At 72.7% G+C, this 23711-nt stretch carries 24 protein-coding genes; 14 read left to right on the top strand and 10 right to left on the bottom strand.

The genetic code is table 11. From position 1 onward, the window contains the following. Positions 1 to 157: 157 nt before the first annotated feature. Complete coding sequence (locus ABZ898_RS28485; protein WP_361664929.1) at positions 158 to 1117, top strand: lytic polysaccharide monooxygenase; 960 nt, start codon at positions 158 to 160, stop codon at positions 1115 to 1117. Between the two features lie 18 nt (positions 1118 to 1135). Here ABZ898_RS28485 and ABZ898_RS28480 read toward each other — a convergent pair whose 3' ends face one another. Continuing rightward, entirely contained in the window at positions 1136 to 1783 is a 648-nt protein-coding gene (locus tag ABZ898_RS28480; protein ID WP_361664926.1) for a Tat pathway signal sequence domain protein, read from the bottom strand. A 364-nt stretch (positions 1784 to 2147) separates the two neighbouring features. Here ABZ898_RS28480 and ABZ898_RS28475 point away from each other — a divergent pair, with 364 nt between their 5' ends. The 3 genes from ABZ898_RS28475 (at position 2148) to ABZ898_RS28465 (ending at position 4990) form a co-directional block, all read left to right on the top strand. After that, complete coding sequence (locus tag ABZ898_RS28475; RefSeq protein WP_361664923.1) at positions 2148 to 2822, top strand: DUF6230 family protein; 675 nt, start codon at positions 2148 to 2150, stop codon at positions 2820 to 2822. 4 nt (positions 2823 to 2826) lie between these two features. Then, positions 2827 to 3240 (top strand): DUF6114 domain-containing protein, encoded by a 414-nt coding sequence (locus ABZ898_RS28470; protein WP_361664920.1) that lies wholly within the window; start codon positions 2827 to 2829, stop codon positions 3238 to 3240. A 196-nt stretch (positions 3241 to 3436) separates the two neighbouring features. After that, positions 3437 to 4990: an LCP family protein gene (locus tag ABZ898_RS28465; protein ID WP_361664917.1), complete on the top strand. Its 1554-nt coding sequence runs from the start codon at positions 3437 to 3439 to the stop codon at positions 4988 to 4990. A gap of 6 nt (positions 4991 to 4996) precedes the next feature. Here ABZ898_RS28465 and ABZ898_RS28460 read toward each other — a convergent pair whose 3' ends face one another. The 9 genes from ABZ898_RS28460 to ABZ898_RS28420 form a co-directional block, all read right to left on the bottom strand. Next, entirely contained in the window at positions 4997 to 5359 is a 363-nt protein-coding gene (locus ABZ898_RS28460) for a metalloregulator ArsR/SmtB family transcription factor (protein WP_361664914.1), read from the bottom strand. A gap of 136 nt (positions 5360 to 5495) precedes the next feature. Then, positions 5496 to 6455 carry an ABC transporter substrate-binding protein gene (locus tag ABZ898_RS28455; RefSeq protein ID WP_361664911.1) on the bottom strand — a complete coding sequence of 320 codons (960 nt, stop codon included), beginning with the start codon at positions 6453 to 6455 and terminating at the stop codon, positions 5496 to 5498. Between the two features lie 109 nt (positions 6456 to 6564). Further along, positions 6565 to 7233, bottom strand: a complete 669-nt coding sequence (locus tag ABZ898_RS28450) for an ABC transporter permease (RefSeq protein WP_361664908.1) — start codon at positions 7231 to 7233, stop codon at positions 6565 to 6567. Then, a complete protein-coding gene (locus tag ABZ898_RS28445; protein ID WP_361664905.1) occupies positions 7230 to 7883 on the bottom strand; it encodes an ABC transporter permease subunit in 654 nt (217 codons plus the stop codon). Before ABZ898_RS28445 ends, ABZ898_RS28450 begins: the two co-directional genes overlap by 4 nt. Then, complete coding sequence (locus tag ABZ898_RS28440) at positions 7880 to 9004, bottom strand: ABC transporter ATP-binding protein (RefSeq protein ID WP_361664902.1); 1125 nt, start codon at positions 9002 to 9004, stop codon at positions 7880 to 7882. The genes ABZ898_RS28445 and ABZ898_RS28440 overlap by 4 nt, the downstream gene beginning before the upstream one ends. A gap of 254 nt (positions 9005 to 9258) precedes the next feature. After that, positions 9259 to 9666: a peptide-methionine (R)-S-oxide reductase MsrB gene (gene msrB, locus ABZ898_RS28435; RefSeq protein WP_361664899.1), complete on the bottom strand. Its 408-nt coding sequence runs from the start codon at positions 9664 to 9666 to the stop codon at positions 9259 to 9261. 13 nt (positions 9667 to 9679) lie between these two features. Continuing rightward, the gene (gene murC / locus ABZ898_RS28430) at positions 9680 to 11071 is read right to left on the bottom strand and encodes a UDP-N-acetylmuramate--L-alanine ligase (RefSeq protein WP_361664896.1); all 1392 of its coding nucleotides are present in this window, start codon (positions 11069 to 11071) and stop codon (positions 9680 to 9682) included. Positions 11072 to 11331: 260 nt separating this feature from the next. Continuing rightward, positions 11332 to 11787 (bottom strand): indole-3-glycerol phosphate synthase, encoded by a 456-nt coding sequence (locus tag ABZ898_RS28425; protein WP_361664893.1) that lies wholly within the window; start codon positions 11785 to 11787, stop codon positions 11332 to 11334. Between the two features lie 174 nt (positions 11788 to 11961). Then, positions 11962 to 12768 carry a pyrimidine reductase family protein gene (locus ABZ898_RS28420; protein WP_361664890.1) on the bottom strand — a complete coding sequence of 269 codons (807 nt, stop codon included), beginning with the start codon at positions 12766 to 12768 and terminating at the stop codon, positions 11962 to 11964. Positions 12769 to 12804: 36 nt separating this feature from the next. Between ABZ898_RS28420 and zapE the strand changes: the two genes are divergently transcribed. From zapE to ABZ898_RS28370, 10 genes are all read left to right on the top strand, one after another. Beyond that, positions 12805 to 13899, top strand: coding sequence for a cell division protein ZapE (zapE, locus tag ABZ898_RS28415; RefSeq protein WP_361664887.1), 1095 nt, complete (start codon positions 12805 to 12807; stop codon positions 13897 to 13899). A 209-nt stretch (positions 13900 to 14108) separates the two neighbouring features. Next, a complete protein-coding gene (locus ABZ898_RS28410) occupies positions 14109 to 14507 on the top strand; it encodes a hypothetical protein (RefSeq protein ID WP_361664884.1) in 399 nt (132 codons plus the stop codon). A 78-nt stretch (positions 14508 to 14585) separates the two neighbouring features. Beyond that, the gene (locus tag ABZ898_RS28405; protein WP_361664882.1) at positions 14586 to 15164 is read left to right on the top strand and encodes a carbonic anhydrase; all 579 of its coding nucleotides are present in this window, start codon (positions 14586 to 14588) and stop codon (positions 15162 to 15164) included. An 8-nt stretch (positions 15165 to 15172) separates the two neighbouring features. Beyond that, positions 15173 to 16669: a SulP family inorganic anion transporter gene (locus ABZ898_RS28400; RefSeq protein WP_361664879.1), complete on the top strand. Its 1497-nt coding sequence runs from the start codon at positions 15173 to 15175 to the stop codon at positions 16667 to 16669. Between the two features lie 146 nt (positions 16670 to 16815). Continuing rightward, positions 16816 to 17802: a slipin family protein gene (locus ABZ898_RS28395; protein WP_361664877.1), complete on the top strand. Its 987-nt coding sequence runs from the start codon at positions 16816 to 16818 to the stop codon at positions 17800 to 17802. Positions 17803 to 17915: 113 nt separating this feature from the next. Then, entirely contained in the window at positions 17916 to 18776 is an 861-nt protein-coding gene (locus ABZ898_RS28390; RefSeq protein ID WP_361664874.1) for a polysaccharide deacetylase family protein, read from the top strand. 44 nt (positions 18777 to 18820) lie between these two features. Then, a complete protein-coding gene (locus tag ABZ898_RS28385; protein ID WP_361664871.1) occupies positions 18821 to 19537 on the top strand; it encodes a peptidyl-tRNA hydrolase in 717 nt (238 codons plus the stop codon). 109 nt (positions 19538 to 19646) lie between these two features. After that, a complete protein-coding gene (locus ABZ898_RS28380; RefSeq protein WP_361664868.1) occupies positions 19647 to 20936 on the top strand; it encodes a DUF692 domain-containing protein in 1290 nt (429 codons plus the stop codon). A gap of 109 nt (positions 20937 to 21045) precedes the next feature. Next, positions 21046 to 21840: a TIGR04222 domain-containing membrane protein gene (locus tag ABZ898_RS28375; protein WP_361664865.1), complete on the top strand. Its 795-nt coding sequence runs from the start codon at positions 21046 to 21048 to the stop codon at positions 21838 to 21840. A gap of 117 nt (positions 21841 to 21957) precedes the next feature. After that, a complete protein-coding gene (locus tag ABZ898_RS28370; RefSeq protein WP_361664862.1) occupies positions 21958 to 23571 on the top strand; it encodes an alpha/beta hydrolase in 1614 nt (537 codons plus the stop codon). Positions 23572 to 23711 lie beyond the last annotated feature (140 nt).

Here is a 23711-nt window from a genome sequence, read left to right as displayed (position 1 = left end):
ATTCGTGGGCCGGCGCGAGCGGACCGGAAACAGCCGAAGCGGTCGGTGAATCGGCTCCGGCGTCCCGACCGCGCGGTGAACGCCCCGCCGCCGCCGTGCGTATGGGGGACCGCAGTCCCCTTCACGCCGTACCCGCCCCGCCGAGGAGACGTCCCGGATGACTCGGATGACCGCCCGCCTGAGCACTCTGGCGGCCGCCGCCGCGACCCCGCTCCTGCTGCTGCCGTGGACGGCGGGGCCCGCCCAGGCACACGGCGCCCCGACCGATCCGGTCAGCCGGGTCTACGCCTGCTCCCCCCAGGGGAGTGCCCGGGGTACGGCCGCCTGCCGGGCCGCGATCGCGGCGAACGGCGCGCCCTTCACCGCGTGGGACAACCTGCGGGTGCCCGGCGTCGCCGGCCGCGACCGGCAGGTGATTCCGGACGGCAGGCTGTGCAGCGGGAACCTGCCCGCCTACCGGGGCCTCGACCTGGCCCGCGCCGACTGGCCGTCCACCCGGCTCACCTCCGGCGGCCGGCTGACGCTGACGTACGCCTCGACGATCGCCCACGAGGGCTCGTTCCGGCTGTACCTGACCAAGCCGGGCTACGACCCGTCGAAGCCGCTGAAGTGGTCGGACCTGCCGGACCGCCCCTTCGCCGAGATCAAGAACCCGCCGCTGAGCAACGGGGCGTACCACCTCGGGGCGACGCTCCCGGCGGACCGGACGGGCCGTCAGATGCTGTACACGATCTGGCAGAACACGAGCACGCCGGACACCTACTACTCCTGCTCCGACGTGGTCCTCACGGGCAAGGGCACGGCAGCGGGCGGCGGTACGGGCGGCTCACGGCCCGGGCCCACGAAGAAGCCGGCCGCCCGGAAGCCGGCCGCGTCGCCCTCCGCGCACTCCGCGCATTCGTCGCACTCCGCGTCCGCGCGGCCGTCGGCCGCGAGCGCGACGCCGGAGCCGCGCAAGGACTCCTCGTACGCCGCGGTGCCGGACGACGGCAGGCCGGTGGCCGAGGCGACCCGCGCGAAGTCGGGCCCCTCGGCTCCGCTGCTGGCGGGCGGAGCGGCCGCGGTGCTGGTGCTCACCGCGGCCGCCGCCCTCGTCCCGCGCCTGCGCCGACGCTGAACGAGTACTGAAAGGGCGCTAGTTGACGAACACCGGTGCGCCCGCGTCGGTGACCGGGGCGTACTTGGCGCTGAAGTAGCCGCTGGCGAAGCAGAGCGACGAGCCGGACACCTTGGTGAACTGCTGGTCGTCGAAGGTGATGCTGTTGTCGGCGTTGTCCGCCTTCCCGGTCAGACTCGGCGCCTGGTAGACGCAGTTGATCGAGCCGAGCAGGGTGCGCAGCTTGACCGTGGTCTGGATGGTCGAGCCGCTCGCCGGGGCGACGGAGAGGGTGCCGTCGGAGGCGACCGAGGCGGTGTAGGGCAGATGGTCGACCGTGATGCCGCTGACGCCGAGGACGCCGGTGACGTTGCTGGTGCAGCTCGCGCTGTCGAAGGTGTGGCCGGTGACCGACTCGGTGGCGGCGCCCGGGGCGTCCGGGTTGCCGGTGACCTGGGCGGTGAACTGGGAGGCCGTGCAGGTGACTCCGCTGGTGCCGGTCGCGCTGGAGTACAGGGTGGCGGAGGTGCCGGCGGCGAGCGGCGCGGTGAGGGTGTCACCGACGGCGACGGCGGTGCCGCCGGTACCGCCCGTGGTCAGTACCGCGCCGCCGTCGGCGGCCGCGGGGACGGCCACGGCGACGGTGAGCGCGGTGGCGGTCGCGGCGAGAGCGAGGAAGGTGCGCATGCGGGTGCCTCTCTTCCGAGGTGGGGGGAGAGCGGGGTGCGCCGGGATGCGAGGGAGGTGCTTCGTATACGGGCCGGCCGCCCGGAGAAGCCGGGAAATCGGCGCGGGCCGTGCGTCGGGCCCGGCGCCACGGTCCCGAGGAGATCAGGCAGATTTGTAGACCTGATGTGCCGTCAACGTCAATACATCGCAAGGGAGTTGGCGTTCACCGCAACCGTCTGCGCAGGGTCGGCACCTACTTTTCACAACTCCCTTGACCCTCCGATGTAACCGGCGGTAACTTCCGAGAAGGCTACCGCCGCGTAACCGGCGGTCGCCGTTGTCCGCGCCAGGACAAAGCGCCACCTGAGACCCGCATGGATCTATGCCCATGGGAGCAGACATGGCCTCGTCCCCGGACCTCCCGTCCACCGACCCCACCTCCGGGCCCGAACCGGCCGGCGGCGAACGGCGCGGACGGGTCCGCTACCGCCGGGCCGCCGTGCTGGCGGTGCCCGCCACCCTGGTCGCCGCCGCCCTGGCGGTCCTGACCGCCGAAGGCGCGCTGGGCGTGCAGTTCGCCATCTCCGGCATGCCGTTCACCGTCACCGCGACCGAGCTGAACGGCACCGGCTTCGAGCAGTTCGGCGGGCTGGACAACATGGCGGAGGGCAGCCCGAACGCCGGTGACACCGGCGGCCAGGTGCTCGTCGTCACCTCCGCGATCAAGAACGCCACGCTCACCAAGCTCTGCCAGAGCGTCGACCTGGGCGGCACCAACCTGCTGATCAAGGCGGGCCAGGGCGAGAAGAAGGTGACGGCGACCGATCTGACCACCGACTCCACCGAGCTGTCGGGTGACGCCGCGTTCGACAACATCGAGATCGGCAACGACGCCAGCACCCTGGACAAGGCCAACGCCAAGGGCCCGATCGGCGTCTTCTCCCAGCAGGCCGACACCGTGCACATCGCCAACCTGCGCCAGACCAACTACGCCACCACGGCGGCGGTGTTCAAGCTTCCCGGGCTGAAGCTGGGCTTCAGCGACTCGGGCTGCTGAGCCGGTGCCGGAGCGTGTGCGCCCGGGCGCGCGGGCGGCCTTCCGCGCCTGGCGGGGGCGCCGGCCCTTCTGGGGCGGGCTGCTGCTCGCCCTGGGCGGGGCCGAGATCCTGCTGACCGAGAAGGCATCGCTGAAGGTCGTCATGCACATCGGCATGCAGGGGCTGGCCGGTTACCTGCTGCCCACCCTGATGGTGCTGCTCGGGCTGCTCGTCCTCTTCAACCCCGCCCAGCGGCTGTTCTATTCACTCACCGGCGTCCTGGCCTCGCTGGGCACCTGGCTCACGTCCAACCTGGGCGGCTTCTTCATCGGCCTGCTGCTGGGCGTCGTCGGAAGCTGCCTCACCTTCGGCTGGCTGCCCGACCAGGAGGCCCGCGTCTCCCGGCGGCAACGGCGGCGGGAGCGCGCCCGCGCCTGACCCGTGGCCGCGCACGAGAACCCGGTGGCACCCTGCCGCCGGGTTCTCCCTCTTTCAGGTGATACGGGAACTCCGCCCCCGGTGTGCCGAGTTCACCGGGCGAGGGGGCAAGGGCTGACACCTCTCGGGTCCGCTCAGCGATGATTGCTACATTGCGCAACCGTACAACCCAGTCAGAGGCACACGAGGGCGGCCGATGAGCATCACGAGCAACCGGGGAACGCCACCGCCACGGCGACGCGACGGCGGCCGGGGCACCCCGGACGACGAGGGCGGGACCAGATCCGCGGCGCGGGACCGGCGCCGTCCTGGCGGGCGCGGTGCCCGGACGGCCTTCGTCGTCTGCCTGTCGCTGGTGGTGCTCGGCGGCGCCGGCGCGGGCTGGGTGTACCTCAAGCTCAACGGCAACATCCAGACCTTCGACTCCGGCGGCCTCTCGGACAACCGCCCGGCGGACTCCTCCAAGGGCGAGAACGTCCTGGTGATCGGCTCGGACGCGCGCACCGACGGCAACGCGGCGCTCGGCGGGGGCGACAAGGACGGCGTCGGCCGCTCCGACACCACGCTCCTGCTGCACATATACGCCGACCGCAAGCACGCTCTGGCCGTGTCCATACCGCGCGACACCCTGGTGACGATCCCTCCCTGCAAGCTGCCCGACGGCGGCTGGACCCAGGCCCGGCCGAACACCATGTTCAACGCGGCCTTCTCCGTCGGCGAGACGGACAAGGGCAACCCGGCCTGCACCCAGAACACGGTGGAGCGGCTCACGGGCCTGCGGATGGACCACACCGTGGTCGTGGACTTCAAGGGCTTCGCCGCGCTGACCGAGGTCGTCGGCGGGGTGAAGGTGTGCCTGCCCAACGACGTCTACCAGAAGGACCTGAACCCCAACCGGGCCACCCGGGGCACGCTGCTGTTCCGTCAGGGCGAGCAGACGGTCGCGGGCCGCCGGGCGCTGGACTACGTCCGCCTGCGGCACGGCATCGGCGACGGCTCCGACATAGGACGCATCAAACGCCAGCAGGCTTTCGTGGGCAGCCTGTTGAAGGAGGTCAAGGACAAGGGGTTCACCCCGACCAAGCTGCTGCCGCTGGCCGACGCCGCGACCAGGTCGATGACCGTCGACGACGGGCTGGGCAGCGCCGACAAACTGCTGTCCTTCGCCACGTCGCTCAAGGGCGTCGACCTGCACGACACCAAGTTCGTCACGGTCCCCTGGCGGTACGAGGGTCCGCGGGTGGCGGTCGTGGAGCCCGACGCGGGTGAGCTGTGGGCGGCGCTGAAGGCGGACCGGACGATCGACGGCGCCGACGCCAGCGGCGGGAAGGGCCGTGCGGCGAAGAAGCCCGGACCGGCCGCCCCCTCCCCCGCCCCGGTCTCCGGCAAGGGCATCTCCGTGGCGGTCTACAACGGCACCACGGTGACCGGCCTCGCCGCCAAGGGCTCGGCCGCGCTCACCGCGTCCGGTTTCACCGTCACCGGCACGGCCACCGCGCTCTCCCAGAACCACCTGGCGACGGTCGTCCAGTACGGCCCCGGCATGGAGGACCGCGCCCGGACGGTGGCCAAGGTGTTCCCCGGCGCCCAGCTGCAGCCGATCGGCGCGGCCCGTATCAACGTGGTCCTCGGCCAGGCGTACGCGACCGATCCGGCGCCGTCCTCGACTTCGGCCTCGGTGCCCAGCGAGGTGGCCAACGGGGCCCGGTCGGCGGACGACAACCCCTGCGCCAACCTCACCTACGGCTGACGCCGGTCACAGCCCGCGCAGGCGGCGGACCGGTGCCGGGGCGGTCTCCTCGGCGAGACGGCCGACGAGGAGGCGGACGACGTCGACCAGCGCGGCCTGTTCGTCGGCGTCGACGAAGTAGACCTGGCGCCGGCCCTCGCGGCGGGAGCGGACGAGTCCGGCGAGCTTCAGCTTGGTGAGGTGCTGGCTGACGGCGGGCAGCGCGCCGCCGACCCGTTCGGCGAGCCCGGTGACATCGCTCTCGCCCTGGGCCAGCGCCCACACCAGGTGGAGCCGGGCCGGGGAGGCGAGGAGTCCGAAGGCGGCGGCCGCTTCGGTGAGTACCTGCGGGGAGGGGTCCGGGCGGCCGGTGCCGGGCGCTGTCGCCACTGTCGTCCTCCTGGCCGGGTACGGCCGCGTTCCGCTGCTCTGGACCAGCCAGTCTAGGTGCCGTGGCCGCAACCCCGGACCGCCCGGCGACGCGGTGCGTCGGCCGGGCGGTCCGGGGTTGCGGGGCGGGGCGGGGTCAGCCGAGGCCGTTGGCCTTCAGCCACTCCTTCGCCACGTCCAGCGGGTCCTTGTGCTGGACCTGCACCTGGGTGTCCAGGTCGAGCAGGGTCTTGGTGTCCAGCTTGGCGGAGACCGCGTCGAGCGCGTCCACACCCTTCTGCGGCACCGCGTCCTTGCGCACGAGGGGCTGGACGTTCTGGAAGCCGAAGAGGTTCTTCGGGTCGCTCAGGACGACGAACTTCTCCTTGGCGATCACCGGGTCGGTGGTGAAGAGGTCGGCGGCCTGCACGGAGTTCTTCTTCAGCGCCGCCTGGGTGAGCGGGCCGCCCGCGTCCAGGGACTTGAAGGACTTGAACTCCAGGCCGTAGAGCGACTTCAGCCCGCTCAGGCCCTGGTGGCGGGTCTGGAACTCCGGCGAGCCGCCGATGACCAGGTCCTTGGCGATGCCCTTGAGGTCGCCGATCGAGGACTTGGCGGTGAGGTTGTACTTCTTGGCGGTGGCCGCGTTGACGGTGACCGAGTCCTTGTCCTCCGCCGGGGAGGGGTCGAGGAGGGTCAGCTTGGAGTCCAGCTTGGCCTCGATGGCCTTGGTGGTCTCCTCGGCCGACTTCGGGGCGGCCTTCTGGTCGAGGTAGGCCAGCAGCGCGCCGTTGTACTCGGGCAGCACCGTCACGGAGCCGTTCTTCAGCAGACCGTAGGTGGTCTCGCGGCTGCCGATGTTGGGCTGGTACTTGACCTTGACGCCCTTGGCCTTGAGGGCCTCGCCGTAGATGTCGGCGAGCAGGATGCTCTCGGCGAAGTTGTTGGAGCCGACGACGACGGTGTCGCCGCTCGCCGCTCCTCCGGCCAGGGGGTTGTCGGACGTGCCGTCGGAGGAGCCACAGCCCGCAAGCAGCGTCGTCGCCGCCGCGAGGGCGACCAGCGCCGCCCCTCGGTTCCCCCGGATGGACCTGCTGATGCGGTTGTCGTAAGTCACCTGTTGATCCAAGCCAGTTCGTGATTTGTCAGTCAAGGGGGACGAGGTCACCGATTGGCCTCGAAACGCGCCCGTTCGTGTCGGCGGTGTGAACGCGCCGGTCAGGCGGTCAGTCACCGCGCCGTACCCCCGGGGAGACGGCGAACCGCGACAGCGCCCAGAACACCAGGAGGGTGACCACGGCGAGTCCGGCGACCAGGGAGGCGCCGCCGACGACCTTCTCGTAGTCCTTCTGGTACAGCCCGTCGATGATGTACCGGCCCAGTCCGCCGAAGCTGACGTACGCGGCGATCGTCGCCGTGGACACGATCTGGACGGCGGCGGTGCGCAGTCCGCCGAGGATCACCGGGAGGGCGACCGGGAGTTCCACCCGGAACAGGATGCGCGGCTCGGTCATGCCCATTCCGCGTGCCGCGTCCACCGGTGAGGGGTCGACGGTGCGGATCGCCTCGTAGGTGGTGACGAGGATCGGGGGCACGGCGAGCACGACGAGCGGCACCATCACGGGCAGCGTGCCGATGCCGAACCAGATGAACAGCAGCACGAGCAGACCGAAGCTGGGCAGCGCCCGGCCGGCCGTGGCGATCATCGACAGGGCGTTGCCGCCGCGCCCGAGGTGCCCGGCGACCAGGCCGACGGGCAGCGCGATGAGCGCGGCCAGGGCGAGGGCCTCCAGGGAGTAGCCGATGTGCTCCAGCAGGCGGGTGGGGATGCCGTCGTAGCCGTGCCAGTGGGCGGTGTCGGCGAAGAAGGAGTGCGCGAAGTCCAGGACGTTCACCGGGCGGCACCCTTCTTCGGCATCCACGGGGTCAGCAGGGTGCGCGTGAGCACGAGGGCCGCGTCGACGAGGATCGCCAGCACGGCCGTGGTGATGACGGAGTTCACCGCGAGTTCGGGGCGGTGGTAGAGGTTGGCGTCGTTCAGCATGTTGCCGAGGGCGCCCTGGTTGCCGATGAGCATGCCGACGCTGACCAGCGAGATGCTGGACACGGTGGCGACCCTGAGGCCCGCGATGATGGCGGGTACGGCGATGGGCAACTGCACCTGGAGGTAGCGCCGTACGGCGCCGAGCCCCATCGCCTCGGCCGCGGCCAGGGTCTCCGGCGGCACCGAGCGGACGCCGTCCACGATGGCGGGGACCAGCACGACCAGGCTGTACACGGTCAGCGGGATCATCACCGTCAGCTCGCTGAGGCCGGTGTAGTCGATGAGGATGACGAAGAACGCCAGCGACGGGATCGCGTACAGCACCGTGGTGACGCCGAGGACCGGCGGGTACAGCCAGCGGAAGCGGGCGCAGAGCTGGGCGACGGGCAGCGACAGCAGGAGTCCGGCGAGCACCGGGATCAGCGCTTCGCGCAGGTGCAGGCCGATCAGGCCGGCCCAGGTGTGCTGGAGGTCGCTCGGGAGGTCGAAGAAGCCGTTCATCCGGCCGCCGTCACCTCCGGACGGTCCTCGGTGTGCGCGGCGCGAATCGCCTCGCCGATCGCGGTCTGCGAGACCACGCCGACCGCGCGTCCCTCGCCGTCGACGGCAACGGCCCAGCCGGTCGGCGAGAGCACGGCACCGTCGAGCGCGGTGCGCAGCGAGTCCTTGCCCGGGCGGAACGGCCGGCCGCAGGGCAGCAGCCGGGCGGTGTCGATGGAGCCCGCGGTGAGCGACGCCGGTTCGCCCCAGCCGAGGGGCAGGCCGTCGGCGTCGGTGACGAGCAGGTACGGCGCGTCGCCGCGCGCGGAGAGCAGGGCGGCGTCGGCGTCGACGGGGACGACCGGGCCGGTCTCCAGCTCCAGCGCGTCGGAGGGGAAGAAGGAGAGCCGTCGGATGCCGCGGTCGGCGCCGAGGAAGTCCTCCACGAAGGGGTCGGCGGGCGCGGTGAGCAGTTCGGAGGGCGGCGCGAACTGGGCGAGCCGTCCGCCGGTGCGCAGCACGGCGACCTTGGTGCCGAGCTTCACGGCCTCGTCGATGTCGTGGGTGACGAAGACGATGGTCTTGCCCAGCTCGTCCTGGATGCGCAGCAGTTCGTCCTGGAGCCCCTTGCGGACCACGGGGTCGACGGCGGAGAAGGGCTCGTCCATGAGCAGGACCGGCGGGTCGGCGGCGAGTGCCCGGGCCACGCCGACGCGCTGCTGCTGGCCGCCGGAGAGCTGGTACGGGTACCGCTTGGCGAGCGAGCTGTCGAGCCCGACCCGCTCCATGAGTTCGGCCGCGCGCTCGCGTGCCTTGCCCTTGCTCCAGCCGAGGAGGCGGGGCACGGTGGTGATGTTGTCCAGGATGGTGCGGTGCTGGAAGAGGCCCGCGTTCTGGATGACGTAACCCATCGAGCGGCGCAGGGAGTTGACGGGCTGCTGCCGGATGTCGGCGCCGTCCAGGAGGATGCTGCCCTCGCTCGGGTCCACCATCCGGTTGATCATCCGCAGCGTGGTCGTCTTGCCGCAGCCGGAGGGGCCGACGAGGACGGTGATCGCGCGGTCCGGTATGTCGAGCGACAGCCGGTCGACCGCGACCGTGCCGTCCGGGTATCGCTTGGTGACTGAATCTATCCGTATCAAAACGCCGCGCGCCCTTCGGTTGGCAGGAGTGCCTGGACCAGTGCCGGCCGAGTCTAGACGGCACGAGCCACGCCACCCGGGGAGCGCGAAAGGGCGACCGGACCGGGTGCGGGCGCGCGCACCCGTGGTCGTGCCACGGCCGGACGGTCCCATGAATCGGGAGGCTGCTACCCCGTCACGGCCGCCCCAATCAGCCGATCATGTGACGATTCCCACCCGTCGGGTACGGCGGGTGGGAATCGTGGGGGTGCGCGTCAGCCCTCTTCGGGCGTGAGCCGCAGCGAGACGCTGTTGATGCAGTACCGCTGGTCGGTGGGCGTGGGGTAGCCCTCGCCCTCGAAGACGTGCCCGAGGTGCGAACCGCAGCGGGCGCAGCGCACCTCGGTGCGGACCATCCCGTGCGAGCGGTCCTCGATCAGCTCGACCGCGTCGGTGTCCTTCGGATCGAAGAAGGACGGCCAGCCGCAGTGCGAGGCGAACTTGGTGCCGGAGGTGAACAGGTCGGCGCCGCAGGCCCGGCAGGAGTAGACACCCTCGGTCTTGGTGTCCGTGTACTCACCGGTGAAGGCCGGTTCGGTGCCCGCCTGGCGCAGCACCGTGTACTCGGCCGGGCTCAGCTCCGCCCGCCACTGCTCGTCCGGCTTCTCGACGTCGTACGCCATGAGGATCAGCCCCTTACTTCCGCGACAGGCGGTCCAGGATCAGCGGGCCCAGGTCGGTGACGTCACCCGCGCCCATGGTGAGAACGAGATCGCCGGGCTTCGCCATTCCCGCGACGACCTCGGGGATGTCCCCCTTGTCGTGCACGGCGGTGACGGCGGCGCCCGCGGCCTGGGCGGCCTCGATGATCAGGGCGCTGGTGATGCCGGGGATCGGGTCCTCGCGGGCCGGGTAGATGTCGAGCACCACGGAGGCGTCGGCGAGGGCGAGCGCCTGGCCCATCTCCTTGCCCAGCTCCTGGGTGCGGGAGAACAGGTGCGGCTGGAAGACGACGAGGATGCGGCGGCCGTCCCCGGCGGCGCCGCGCATGGCCTCCAGGTCGGCGGTCATCTCGGTCGGGTGGTGGGCGTAGGAGTCGATCACCTGCACGCCCGCCTCCTCGCCCTTGAGCTGAAGGCGCCGCTTCACGCCGGTGTACGCGGCGAGGGCGGGGGCCAGCTCCTCGGCGGGGATGCCGAGGGCGGCGCCGGCGGCGAGCGCTGCGACGGCGTTGAGCGCGTAGTGGCGGCCGGGGACGGAGACGGCGAAGGTCAGCTCACGGCCGTCCATGAGGACGGTGACCTGGCTCTTCAGCCCCTGAGGAACGATCTTCAGGACGCGTACGTCGGCGTCGTCGGCCTCGCCGTACGTGACGGTCCGCACACCGCTCACCCGGCGGGTCAGCTCGCGGGCGCCCTCGTGGTCGGCGGAGATCACCAGGGTGCCGCCGGGGACGATCTTCCCCGCGAAGGTCTCGAAGGACTCGTAGATCTCGTCCATCGAGGCGTAGTTGGCGTGGTGGTCCAGCTCGACGTTGAGGACGATGGCGACCTCGGGGGCGTACTTGTGGAAGCTGCGGTCGCTTTCGTCCGCCTCCGCCACGAAGATCTCGCCCTCGCCGTGCAGGGCGTTGGAACCGGGCGCGTCCAGGTCGCCGCCGATCGCGTACGACGGGCGGGCGCCCAGCTCGGTCAGGGAGACCGCGAGCATCGAGGTGGTGGTGGTCTTGCCGTGCGTACCGGCCACCGCGATCGGCCGCAGGCCCTCCATCAGCGCGGCGAGCGCGTCGGAGCGGTGCACCACGGGGATGCCCAGCTCGGCGGCGCGGGCCAGCTCGGGGTTGTCCTGCCGGATGGCGGAGGAGACGACGACGCAGCTCGCGTCGTCGGCGAGGTGGTCCGCGGCGTGCCCGATGTGCACGGTGGCGCCGTGCGCCCGCAGTGCCTCGGCGGTCGCGGACTCCTTGGCATCACTGCCCGCCACCCGCGCGCCGCGCTGGGCGAGGATCTTGGCGATCCCCGACATCCCGGCGCCGCCGATGCCGATGAAGTGCGGTCGGTCCATGGCGGTAGGAAGGCCGGGTGCCATGCGTTCTTCTCCCAGGTACGAGCGAGCCAGAGACTCCCCACCCTATGCGCTGCCCCACCCCCACCCCCACCCCGGCCGACGACGCGCCGGAGAAGGGGGACGCGAAACCGGAAGCTGATCTCGCCGCCGCACCCCGGGCGGGGTGCGCCTGGGTGGCGTCGTGGGATGACGGGCACCGCCAGGAAGGGTGGACACCGGCGGGCGGGTCGGCGGCCCGCCGGGGGTGCCGGGCCGGAATGCCCCGCCGAAGCCCCGCAGGGCTACGCCTTGCTGTGGGAGAACAGCTTCAGCACCGGTACGCCGACCTTGTGACGGGCGCGGGAGGCCCAGTCGCGGTGGAAGAACTCCTCCACGTAGTGGGGGTCGGTCAGGACGATGACCTCGTCGGCGTCGACCTCGGAGACCAGCTCCTTGAGCGCGTCCAGCGGGTGGTTCTCCACGAGCCTCCCCTCCGCCCGGCTCCCGGCGGCGCGCAGCGCCTGGAGGGACACCTCCAGCGCCTTCTCCCCCACGCTGCGGGCGTCCGAGCCCTCGGGCGTCCCGCCCTCGTGGACGGCCTCGTCCAGCTCGCCGAGCGCGATGTCGTCGATGGCCCGCAGCAGGCGGTCCGCCTGGTCACCGCGCGGCTGGAGCAGCACGTGGAAGAAGACCGGCTCGTCGCCGTGCAAGGTCGTCACGAACTCCACGTCGGCCGACGTCAGGGCTTTCTCGATCATCAGAACGCTTGTGAACACCAGCCGCCTCTTCTCCCTCGAGGGCCCTGGTGACCCTCTGTCCTCCGTTGGCCCGAAAAGGCCCTGCGGAAACCATCCTGCCCCGTTACCGCACGGGGAGTACCGGGAGTAAGTGTGCCCCCAGGAAGCTAAACGGAACGGTAGATTCCGCTGTTTTCAGGGACGGCGGTACCGCCCGAACAGAAATCCGTCCTCCTCCAGCAGGGACGCGAGCGCGAAGCGGTGCGGCACCGCGACTCCGGGACCGCCCGCGATGCGCTGCGCGTCCCCCGCCGTGAGCATGGGCGACAGCGTCAGGCACAGTTCGTCCAGCACCCCGGCCGCGACCAGCTGCCCGAGCAGCCGCGGGCCGCCCTCGGTGAGCTGGCGGGTGAGGCCGAGCCCGGCCAGGGCGCGCACGGCGCGGGCGGGATCGACCCGGCGCCCCTCCCCCGCGACGACCACGCGCACCCCGGCCCGCTCGGCGGCGGCCACCCGGCCGGCGGGCGCGTCCGTACCGGTGAGGACGATCGTGGGGACCAGCGGGGCGGTGTAGAGCGGAAGCGAGAAGTCCAGGTCGAGCCCGCCGGACACGACGGCGACGGCCGGGGCCGGCCCCTGCCCGGCCGCCTCGCGCGCCGACGCGAACTCGGCACGGGCTCGGGCGGGCCGGTACCCCTCCTGCCGAACCGTCTCCGCGCCGACGAGGACGACGTCCGCGAGGGCCCGCAGCGTGCCGAAGACGCGCATGTCGGCGGGGCAGGAGATGGGCTGGGAGCGGCCGTCGTGCTGGGCGGCGCCGTCGAGGGTCGAGACCATGTTGGCCCGCAGCCAGGTGCGGGGACCGCCGTCGTCCCCGGTGGGATACGCGTAGGCGGCGGCGAGTTCGGCGAGACTCCACTCACCGCTCACGTCCCCCTCCTCACGCCCTCCGGAGGCGGCCCGAGCTGCTGTTTCGTCGGTCACAGGGAACAGGCGTCGCATTCGTGCAGTGTGACATGGCGATTAGCATGGGTAACCGTGTCCTCCACCGCAGCCTCCGGCTCCAGCCCGCTGACCGAAGCGGGTCCGCTGTCCCTGTGCGCCCGCGAGCCGCACGTCCCGGCCGACCGTCTGGTCGCCGAGATGGTGCCGCCGCCCCGCTTCGACTCGGTGCGTTTCGCCACCTACATCCCGGACCCGAACCAGCCCAGCCAGACCGACGCCGTGGGCGTGCTGGAGGGCTTCGCGGCGGGCCTCGGCGGGGCCCGGCCCGGCGAGGCCAAGCGGGGCCTGTTCGGCTTCGGCCGCGCGAAGGCCAAGGCCCCGGCCGGCCCGCGCGGCGTCTACCTGGACGGCGGCTACGGCGTCGGCAAGACCCACCTGCTCGCCTCGCTCTGGCACGCCACCCCGGCCGAGCCCTCCCGCAAGGCGTTCGGCACCTTCGTGGAGCTGACCAACCTGGTGGGCGCCCTCGGCTTCCAGCAGACGGTGCGGACCCTGTCCGGCCACGCCCTGCTGTGCATCGACGAGTTCGAGCTGGACGACCCCGGCGACACGGTGCTCGTCTCCAGCCTGCTCGGCAAGCTGGTCGAGGCGGGCGTGGCGCTGGCCGCCACCTCCAACACGCTGCCGGGCAAGCTGGGCGAGGGCCGGTTCGCGGCGGCCGACTTCCTGCGCGAGATCCAGGGCCTGTCCGCCCACTTCCGCGCCCTGCGCATCGACGGCGAGGACTACCGCCACCGCGGTCTGCCCGAGGCCCCGGCGCCGTACGCCGACGAGCAGGTGACCAAGGCCGCGTACCGCACCGAGGGCGCCTCGCTGGACGCCTTCCCGCAGCTGCTGGAGCACCTGGCGAAGGTGCACCCGAGCCGGTACGGCGCGCTGACCGACGACCTGCGCGCGGTGTGCCTCACCGATGTGCGGCCGGTGCCGGACCAGTCGACGGCACTGCGTCTGGTGGTGCTCGCGGACCGGCTCTACGACCGCGAGGTCCCGGTGCTGGCCTCGGGGCAGCCCTTCGACCGCCTCTTCAGCGAGGAGATGCTGAACGGCGGTTACCGCAAGAAGTACTTCCGCGCGATCTCCCGGCTGACCGCGCTGGCGCGCGACGCGAAGGTGCTCGTGGCCGAGTAACCGACCGGCCGCCCTGTTTCTGATATCTCATCACTTCAGGCGGGTCAAGGGCTGATTTCAGTCACTTGACCCGCTTTTTTCACGCTTCCTGCGGCGCGTAACCCGCCGTTAACCCTGCAAAGCATCTAGCCGGGTTAACGTGATTCTTGACCATCCATTGACCAATGCTTGGCGCATACAAGAGACGCGGGTTCCGCAAGGGGGTGCGCATGTCCCGAGGCAGGACGCCCGGTGCGCTGCTCGCCCTGTTCGCCGTCGCGCTGCTCGCCCTCCAACTCTTCGCGCCCTACGGACCGTTCGCCACCGCACACACGCTCGGTGAGGCGGGGGCCAACGACGCGCCGGGGATCGTCCTCGTCGCCGAACCCGCGGGCGAGGGCACGGACACCGTCCGCGAGCCCCGTCACCCCAAGACCCCGCCCGCGGCCACCCACGCCGACCGGCACCGCCAGCGCGGTGCCGCGCCCACCCAGGCGCTGGAGCGCCCGCCCATATCCAGGCGGGCGGCCGAAGCCGAGCCGCCCCGGCCGTCCGGCTCCCCGGACGGCCACGTCGAGAGATCCTCCGGAGCCCACACCCCGGCAGTCCTTCAGGTCTTCCGCTGCTGAGGGGCGGGCTCGCTCCCCCCACCACAGTCGTGCAAGCCCGACGCGCCATCGAGGCGCGCCAGGAGGAGTCCAGACATCATGCAGCCCCTCATCGACAACGCGCGTACGTTCGGACAGCGCCCTGAGGAGTTCGCCAAGCTCGCCGAAGGCCAGTCCCCGCAGGTCCTGTTCATCACCTGCTCGGACTCACGGGTCGTCCCGGCACTGATCACGGGCGCCCGCCCCGGCGAGCTCTTCGAGCTGCGCACCGCGGGGAACATCGTCCCGCCGCACAGCTCGCAGCACCCCACCAGCGAGGCCGCCACCATCGAGTACGCCGTGGAGGTCCTCGGTGTCCGTGACATCGTCGTCTGCGGCCACTCGCACTGCGGCGCCGTCGGCGCGCTGGTGCGCGGCGACGACCTGACCGCCGTACCCGCCGTCCGCGACTGGCTGGCGCACGCCGCCCCGCGTCCGGCCGGCGCCCCCGAGGACCCGGAGGTCGCCGAGGGCGTGCAGTGCCACGCCCTGACCCAGGTGCTGCGCCTGCGGTCCTACCCCTGCGTCGAACGCGGGCTGGCTCAGGGCACGCTCGCCCTGCACGCCTGGTACTACGAGGTGCACACCGGGGCCGTGCGCACGCACCGCCCCGACACCGACACCTTCGAAGCCCTGTGAACGCGCCGGTGACCGGACGCGGGCTCATATCCCGCGCTCCGTACGCGCGGCAGGACTTCGCCGCCTCCCTCGTCGTCTTCCTGGTCGCGCTCCCGCTGTGCGTGGGCGTGGCCGTGGCCTCCGGGGTCCCGGCCGAACTGGGGCTCGTCACCGGCATCGTGGGCGGTCTCGTCACCGGGACGATGCGCGGCAGCAGCCTGCAGGTGTCCGGTCCGGCGGCCGGGCTGACCGTGCTCGTCTTCGAGGCGGTCAAGGAGTTCGGGCTGCCGGTGCTGGGTGCGATCGTGCTCGCCACCGGTCTGCTCCAGATCGCGATGGGGGTGCTGCGGCTCGGTCGGTACTTCCGGGCGATATCCCTGGCGGTCGTGGAGGGCATGCTGGCCGGAATCGGTCTGGTCCTGGTGGCTGGGCAGTTGTATCCGGCCATGGCGGCCAAGGCTCCGGACGCCGGGCTGGACAAGATGCTCGGTCTGCCGCGCGGTCTGGCGGGGGCGGTCGGTGACGGCGGGGCGCTCGCCTCGCTGGCGCTGTGCGCGGGCACCGTCGCCGTCATGGTGCTGTGGAAGCACCTCCCGGCGAAGGTGCGCGCGGTGCCCGGCCCGCTGGCCGCGGTCGGGCTGGCCACGCTCGCGGCGCTGGTGTTCGGGTTGCCGGTGGCGATGGTGGAGGTGCAGGGGCTGCTGGGGTCCGTCCAGCCGCCGCCGCTGAGCGCCTTCGCCGAGTTCGCCGATGTCGCGGTGCTCGGCACGATCCTGGCGTTCACCCTGATCGCGTCCGCCGAGTCGTTGTTCAGCGCGGCGGCCGTGGACCGGCTGCACGACGGGCCGCGCACCGAGTACGACCGCGAGCTGACCGCCCAGGGCGTCGGCAACACGCTCTGCGGAGTGCTCGGCGCGCTGCCGCTGACGGCGGTGATCGTGCGCAGCGCGGCCAATGTGCAGGCGGGCGCGCGGACCAAGGCGTCCCGGGTGATGCACGGTGTCTGGCTGCTGCTGTTCGCGGCGCTGCTGCCGGGCGTCCTCTCCTACATCCCGCTCCCGTCGCTGGCGGGCGTCCTGATCTACTCCGGGGCCAAGCTGGTGCCGGTCAAGTCGCTCGCGGGGCTGTGGCGCGAGCAGCGGGGCGAGGCGCTGGTGCTGGCCGTCACGGCGGTCTCCATCGTGGCCGTCGGCATGTTCGAGGGCGTGCTCCTCGGGCTGGCGCTGGCGATCGTCAAGGCCGCGTGGGAGGCGTCGCACATCAAGGTCACGGTCCTGGACAAGGGCGCGGGCCCGGTCGACGCCCAGCTGTCGGGCAACGCGACCTTCCTGCGGCTGCCGAAGATACTGGACAGCCTGGAGGCGCTGCCCAAGGACCGCCCGGTGCGGCTGGACCTCTCGGGCCTGCTGCACCTGGACCACGCCTGCCGCACCGCCCTGGAGAACTGGGCCGAGCGGCACAGCGCGGCCGGTACGGAACCGGTGCGGCTGACGTCGTCGGAGAAGGTCGGCATTCCGGCCGGCTGACCTGCCGGGACCGCTGACGGGGCCGGGCCGGGGGATCACTCCCTCCGTCCCGGCCCCGTCGGCGTGCACAGCCCCTGGTCTGTCCCGACATACCGGACGTACTGTTGAGTACGGTACTTAACGGACCTCCGGTGAGGGGGGCGGCCATGCTGGAAATCGTGATCACGCTCATAGCGGTGTTCGGCGCGCTCGGTCTCGTCTGTCTGGCCGCGGCCATGCGCATCGTCAAGCAGTACGAACGGGGCGTCCTGTTCCGGCTCGGACGGATCACCGGGGAGCCGCGGCAGCCCGGACTGACGCTGATCATCCCGTTCGTGGACCGGCTGCACAAAATGAACATGCAGATCGTGACGCTGCCCATCCCGGCGCAGGAGGGCATCACACGGGACAACGTCACCGTGCGGGTGGACGCGGTGGTGTACTTCCGGGTCGTCGAGCCGACGGACGCGCTGGTGCGGGTGGAGGACTACCGGTTCGCCGTCTCGCAGATGGCGCAGACCTCGCTCAGGTCGATCATCGGCAAGAGTGATCTGGACGACCTGCTGTCCAACAGGGAGAAGCTCAACGAGGGCCTGGAGCTGATGATCGACAGCCCGGCCGTGGGCTGGGGCGTGCAGATCGACCGCGTGGAGATCAAGGACGTCTCCCTGCCGGACACCATGAAGCGGTCGATGGCCCGCCAGGCCGAGGCCGACCGGGAGCGCCGGGCCCGGATCATCAACGCGGACGCGGAGTACCAGGCGTCGAAGAAGCTCGCCCAGGCCGCCCAGCAGATGGCGGACACCCCGACCGCCCTCCAGCTCCGCCTGCTCCAGACGGTGATGGCGGTGTCGGCCGAGAAGAACTCGACCCTGGTCCTGCCGATCCCGGTGGAACTGCTCCACTTCCTGGAACGGGGCGCCCGCGACCCGGCGTCCGCCGCCGTCCGGAAGGCGGACCAGTCCGGCCAGCCGGAGGCACCCGCCACCCCCGCCGCTCCGATCGAGCCGGTCCCCCTCGCCGGAGCCCCGGGCCTCGACCTGTCCGGAACACCGGACCTGGACGCCCTCACCAAGACCCCGGAACTCGGCGCCATCCTCGACCAGCCCCCGGAACGGCTCGGCAACCCCGACGTCCCCCCGGGCCCGCGCTAGGCGCTGTTCTCTCCGGACACTGTCCGGATGCGAAGACTCCGCGCGGGTGACCGTGGCGCCGCGTCGGTGGGGTGATGAGCAGATGAACTGCTAGGCAGTCCTATTTTCATACAGTGATTGCACTCGCACGCCGTATCACCGCCCTCTGCGCCCTGGGCGCGACCCTCGCCGCCTGCGGTGGCGCGGACCCCGCCAAGCCGCCGCGCCCGGCCCACGCCGAGCCCCACGCCTCCGCCTCCCTCTCCCCGTCCCCGGCCGGTACGCCCACCGTGGCGGCGGGTCCGGGCGGGCTCACCCCCGTGTTCGAGCACGGGCCGCGCGACAAGGGCAAGACCGTCGCGCTGACCTTCGACGCCGACATGACCGCCGACGAGGGGGCCCGCGCCGCCGCCGGTGAGCGTTTCGACAACCCCGGCCTGATCAGCGCGCTGCGCACGCTGAAGGTCCCGGCGACCGTCTTCATGACCGGCCGCTGGGCCGAGGAGTACCCGGACCAGGCCCGCTCCCTCGGGCACGACGCCCGGTTCGAGGTGGCCAACCACTCCTACAGCCACTACGCGTTCACCGGGGACTGCTACGGCCTGCCGACCGTCGCGAAGGACGGCAAGCTGGCCGAGGTCCAGCGCACGTACAGCGCCCTGCGCAAGGCGGGCGTACCGAACCCGATGCCGTACTTCCGCTTCCCCGGCGGCTGCTACGACCGTGACACGCTGCGCGCCATCAGCGGCGCGGGGGTCACCGCCGTCCAGTGGGACGTGATCAGCGGCGACGCCTTCGCCACGGACGCCGACGCGGTCGTGCGCCAGGTGCTGGACGGGGTGAAGCCCGGTTCGGTGGTCGTCATGCACTGCACCCGCAGTGCCGCCCCGACGACCGAGAAGGTGGTCCGCTCGGTGGTGCCGGAGCTGCGCAGGCAGGGCTACCGGTTCGTGAAGGTCTCGGAGCTGATCCGGGAGTCCGGCGCCCGGCGCTGACCGGCGTTCCGGGCCGCGCCGGAGTGCTCGTAGGGTTGACCGACGTGAGCCATGTTTCAGCCGCCCCCGGCGACAGCCCCTTCCAGACCGAGCCCACCCCGCGCGACGAGGCCCCGCAGTTCGTGCTGCCCCTCGTCGTACGGATCGAGAAGAGCGCGCCGCCCGCCCGGACCGACGCGCTTCAGACCGCCGCGCGTGCCGTGCTCGTCCTGCTCGGGGACGAGCGGGCGCGCGACGAGGGCGAGTGGGCCGAGGCGGTACGGAACTGGGAGGACGCCCGCATCCGCAAGGTGGTGCGGCGGGCGCGGGGCGCGGAGTGGCGCCGGGCGGAGGAGCTGCCCGGCATCACGGTGACCGGCGCCTCGGCCGAGGTCCGGGTCTTCCCGCCGATCCCGCTGGACGGCTGGCCCAAGGAGCTGGCCAAGCTCCAGGTCTCCGGCACCGAGCTGGACGACGCCGAGCCGCCCGTCGGCGCCGACCCCGGCACCCCCGTGCTGTGGCTGAACCCGGAGCTGGAGATGTCGGCCGGCAAGGAGATGGCCCAGGTCGGCCACGGCGCCCAGCTCGCCTGGTGGGCCCTGTCCGACGCGGCACGCGAGAGCTGGCGCACCGCCGGGTACCCCCTGGCCGTCCGCGCCGCCACGCCCGCCCAGTGGCGCGAACTCACCGTCAGCGGGCTGCCGCTGGTCCGCGACGCGGGCTTCACGGAGATCGCGCCGGGCTCGGCCACGGTGATCGCCGACCATCCGGCGCTGCGCTGACCGGCGCCCCGGTCCGCGAACCTCAAATATTGCTCTGAACCCGTTCCCCGGGCGGTTCACGCCCGCCCGCCGGGGCCATACCCCCGGCAGACGGAAGAGGGGGGCGGACATGGTGCGGCTGGGGACGGGGATCGGGTGGCGGCCGGAGATCGCCGAGACGGTGGCGGGCATGCCGGGAATCGACTGGGTGGAGGTCGTGGCCGAGAACGTCTGCCCCGGCCACCTCCCGGAGCCGCTGGCGCGGCTGCGCGAGCGCGGGGTGACCGTGATCCCGCACGGGGTCTCCCTCGGCCTCGGCGGCGCGGACCGGCCGGACGAGGGGCGGCTGCGGGCGCTGGCCGAGCGGGCCGGGGCGCTGGGGGCGCCGCTGGTCACCGAGCACATCGCGTTCGTCCGCGCGGGCGGCCCGCTGACCGCGTCGGCGCCGCTGGAGGCGGGCCATCTGCTGCCCGTACCGCGCACGCGGGACGCCCTGGACGTGCTGTGCGAGAACGTGCGCATCGCGCAGGAGGCGCTGCCGGTGCCGCTGGCTCTGGAGAACATCGCCGCCCTGTTCTCCTGGCCGGGCGAGGAGATGAGCGAGGGCGAGTTCCTGGCCGAGCTGGTGGAGCGGACCGGCGTACGGCTGCTGATCGACGTGGCCAACCTGCACACCAACCACGTCAACCGGGGCGAGGACCCCGCCGAGGCGCTGGACCGGCTCCCGCTGGAGGCGCTGGCCTACGTGCATGTCGCGGGCGGTTTCGAGCGGGACGGGGTGTGGCACGACAGCCACGCGCACCCCGTGCCGCGCGCGGTGCTGGACGTCCTGACCGACCTGGCCTCCCGTGTCGCGCCGCCCGGGGTGCTGCTGGAGCGGGACGAGAACTTCCCCGGGCCGGACGAGTTCGTGCGGGAGCTGGCGGCCATCGGGGAGGCGGTGCGCAAGGGCGGCGCGAGCGCGCGGACCGCGGCGGGCCGGACCGTCCCCGCCCCGCCGGACGCCCCCGCCGGGGCCAGGCAGCGCGTCGCCGTCGCGCAGACGGCCGTCCTGTCGGCGCTGGTGGCGGGGACGCCGCTGCCGGAGGGGTTCGACCGGGGGCGGATGGGGGTGCAGGCGCGGGCGCTCGCGGCGAAGCGGGCGGACGTGGTGGCCAAGGTGGCGCCCGAGCTGCCGGTGATCCTGGGCGCCGGGTACCGGGAGGCGTTCCTCGGCTACGCGCGCACCCGGCCGATGCGCGGCGGATACCGGCAGGACGCGCTGGAGTTCGCCGCCCAGCTGGTCAAGACCGGCCGTCCCGGGGACGCGCGGGCCCGCAGGGAGCTGCGGGAGTGGTGGCTCGATCGCGCGGGCCCGGCACCCCGCGTTCCCGGCCCGGCCGCCCGGCTGGCCCGGCGGGTGCTGCCGGGGCGCCGCTGACCGCACCCTCTGACCAGGGCGGCAAACGGAACGTCACATACCGGGAACGCTCTGTCCGGATACTGAACAAGCCATGGTTTTTCGGGGGCCGTTGACATACAAACGGCTCATGTTCTGGGTCCTCCTCCTGCTTCCGGCCTGGGCCTTCGCCGCCGTCGCCTGCACCCGGCTGTGCCTGGCCGCCGTCCGCGCGGCCGGGGCGGACCGCGCGGCGCGCGCGGGCGGCCGGGACCGCGAACTGACGCTGTACGAGACGGCGTTCCTGTCCGGCGGCCCCTCGCGCGTCGCCGACCTGGCCATGGTCCGGATGGCCCGGCAGCGCCGGCTGCTGCTCGCGCACACCGGCTGGGCCACCGTGGTCGACCCGCGCGGGCGGGACGAGATGGAGCGGTCCGTCATCGGCGCGATCGGCCCGCAGGGGCAGTCGCGGATCGCCCCCGTGCGGGCGGCCACGGCCGGTGCGGAGGCCGTGCAGCGGCTCGCCGAGCGGCTGGTGGGCGCGGGGCTCGCGGTCCCCTTCGACACCGGGACGACCGTGGCCGCGGGGGTGCGCCAGGTGCGCGCGGCCGCCGTGGCCGTGCTCGCGCTGGGGGCTACGGCACTGCTCATGCCGGTACCGGCGGACCTGCCGCGCTTCCAGATCGCCATGTGGTTCGCGCTGCCCCTCGTCCTCGCGCTGAGCTGTCTGGCCATCGCCCGCGTCGAGGTGCACCCCTACCCCCGCTGGGCCTCCCCCACCGGGCAGCGGCTCCTGGGCGAGCTGGCCCGGCATCCGTCCGGGGAGGGCGACGAGGGCTCCTTCCTCTTCCGGCTCGCCATGCGCGGCGTACGCGCCCTGAACGAACCGGAGCTGCGGGCGGCGTTCACCCACCGCGACGCTCCGGGGGCGCACGGGGAGCACTGACGCCGACACCCGCGTGCCGGTGCTTGCCTTCCCCGGCACACCTTCCGAAACATCCCTTCTGTCACCGCCGGGCCATGGCAGCCGTGCCATCGCCGCCGTGTACCGAAGGGATGTCCGATGAGAGCTGCCGCCCTGTATCCGGCCGCCGGTGCCCTGCTGCTGGCCGGGCTCGCCGCGGCCCCGGCCGGCGGCACCCCCGGCGCCCCCGGCACCGCCGAATCGCGCGGCACCGCCGTCGCGGCGGCCCGGGCGCGCGCGGCCGGCCTCGACTTCGGCGCCTGCCCCGGCGAGACCCCGGCCCAAATGCGCTGCGCCACCGTGTCCGTCCCGCTGGACTACGCCCGCCCCGACGGCAGGCACATCGAGCTGACCGTCAGCCGGATGCCGGCCACTCGGCGCGATCCGGCCAACAGCAAGCGGAAGGTGCCCCGGCAGGGCGCCCTCGTCCACAACCCGGGCGGCCCCGGCGCCTCCGGCCTGAACTTCCCGATGATCGGCGTGGTGCCGGAGTGGAAGCGGATCGCGTCCGCGTACGACCTCGTCGGCTACGCCCCGCGAGGAGTGGCGCCCTCGGCCCCGCTGTCCTGCGTCGAGCCGGGAAAGTTCTTCAAGGCCCCCTCGCTCGCGCCGGTGCATCCCACCGAGGCGTACAAGCGGGAGCGGATCTCGCGCGCCAGGGCGTACGCGCGTGGCTGCGCCGAACGGTCGGGCGGCGGGCTGGAGTTCTTCAACTCGCTGAACAACGCCCGTGACCTGGACGTCCTGCGGGCCGCGCTCGGCGAGTCCCGGCTGACCTTCATGGGCGGCTCGTACGGCACCTACGTGGGCGCCCTGTACGCCACCCTCTTCCCCGGCCATGTGCGGCGGATGGTGCTGGACTCGGCGGTCGACCCGGACCCGGCGAAGGTCTGGTACCGCGCCAACCTGGACCAGTCGGCCGCGTTCGAGGACCGCTGGGCGGACTTCCGCGCCTGGGTGGCCCGCCACGACGCGGTGTACGGCCTCGGCACGACCCCGGCCGCCGTCCAGCGCTCCTACGACACCGCGGGCGACCGGCTCCGGGCGCACCCGGCCAACGGCACGGTGGGCCCGGGCCAGCTGCAGAACACGTTCCTGATGGCCGGGTACTACGACGACTTCTGGCCGAGCCGCGCCGCCGCCCTCTCCGCCTACCTGAAGGGCGACGCCGAACCGCTGGTCCGGCTGGCCGCGCCCAGCCCGGAGACGGCCGCCGAGGCGGAGAACGCGGGCGCGGTGTACGCGGCCGTCGAGTGCAACGACGCTCCCTGGCCGACCGACTTCCGGGTGTGGGACCGCGACCACACCCGCCTCGCCCGCACCGCGCCCTTCGAGACCTGGGACAACGCCTGGGCGAACCTGCCCTGCGCCTACTGGCCCGCGCCCCGGCAGCGTCCGCTGGACGTGCGCACCGGCCCCGGCCGGACCCCGCCGGCGCTGATCCTCGCCGCCGAACGGGACGCGGCCACCCCGTACGCGGGGGCCCTGGAGATGAACCGGCGGCTGGCCGGCTCCACCCTGGTCACCGAGCGCGGCGCGGGCACGCACGGCATCGGAGGCGGCCCCAACGCCTGCGTCAACGCCCACCTGGACGCCTATCTGCTCCAGGGCCGCCTGCCGGGCCGCCGCGCCGCCTGCGCCCCGCGCCCGGAGCCGCGCCCCACCGAGCCGGCCGGACGCGACACCCCGGACCGGGACGCGCTCAAGGGCTAGGGCCTGTCTTCCGGATCTTGCCGGGGTCGCGGGGTCTGGCACGCCCGTCTGCCGCGTTGTCGTCGGTTGCCGACGCTCCGCGTCGACGCCCTCCTCCGCCTTGCAGCCGCACGCACCAGACCCCGCTCGGGTCGGCCCGA

This window comes from Streptomyces sp. NPDC046860, assembly GCF_040645115.1.
Lineage (GTDB): Bacteria > Actinomycetota > Actinomycetes > Streptomycetales > Streptomycetaceae > Streptomyces.
The sequence above is the reverse complement of the archived record's forward strand: the minus strand, read 5'-3'. Positions and strand labels throughout refer to the sequence as shown.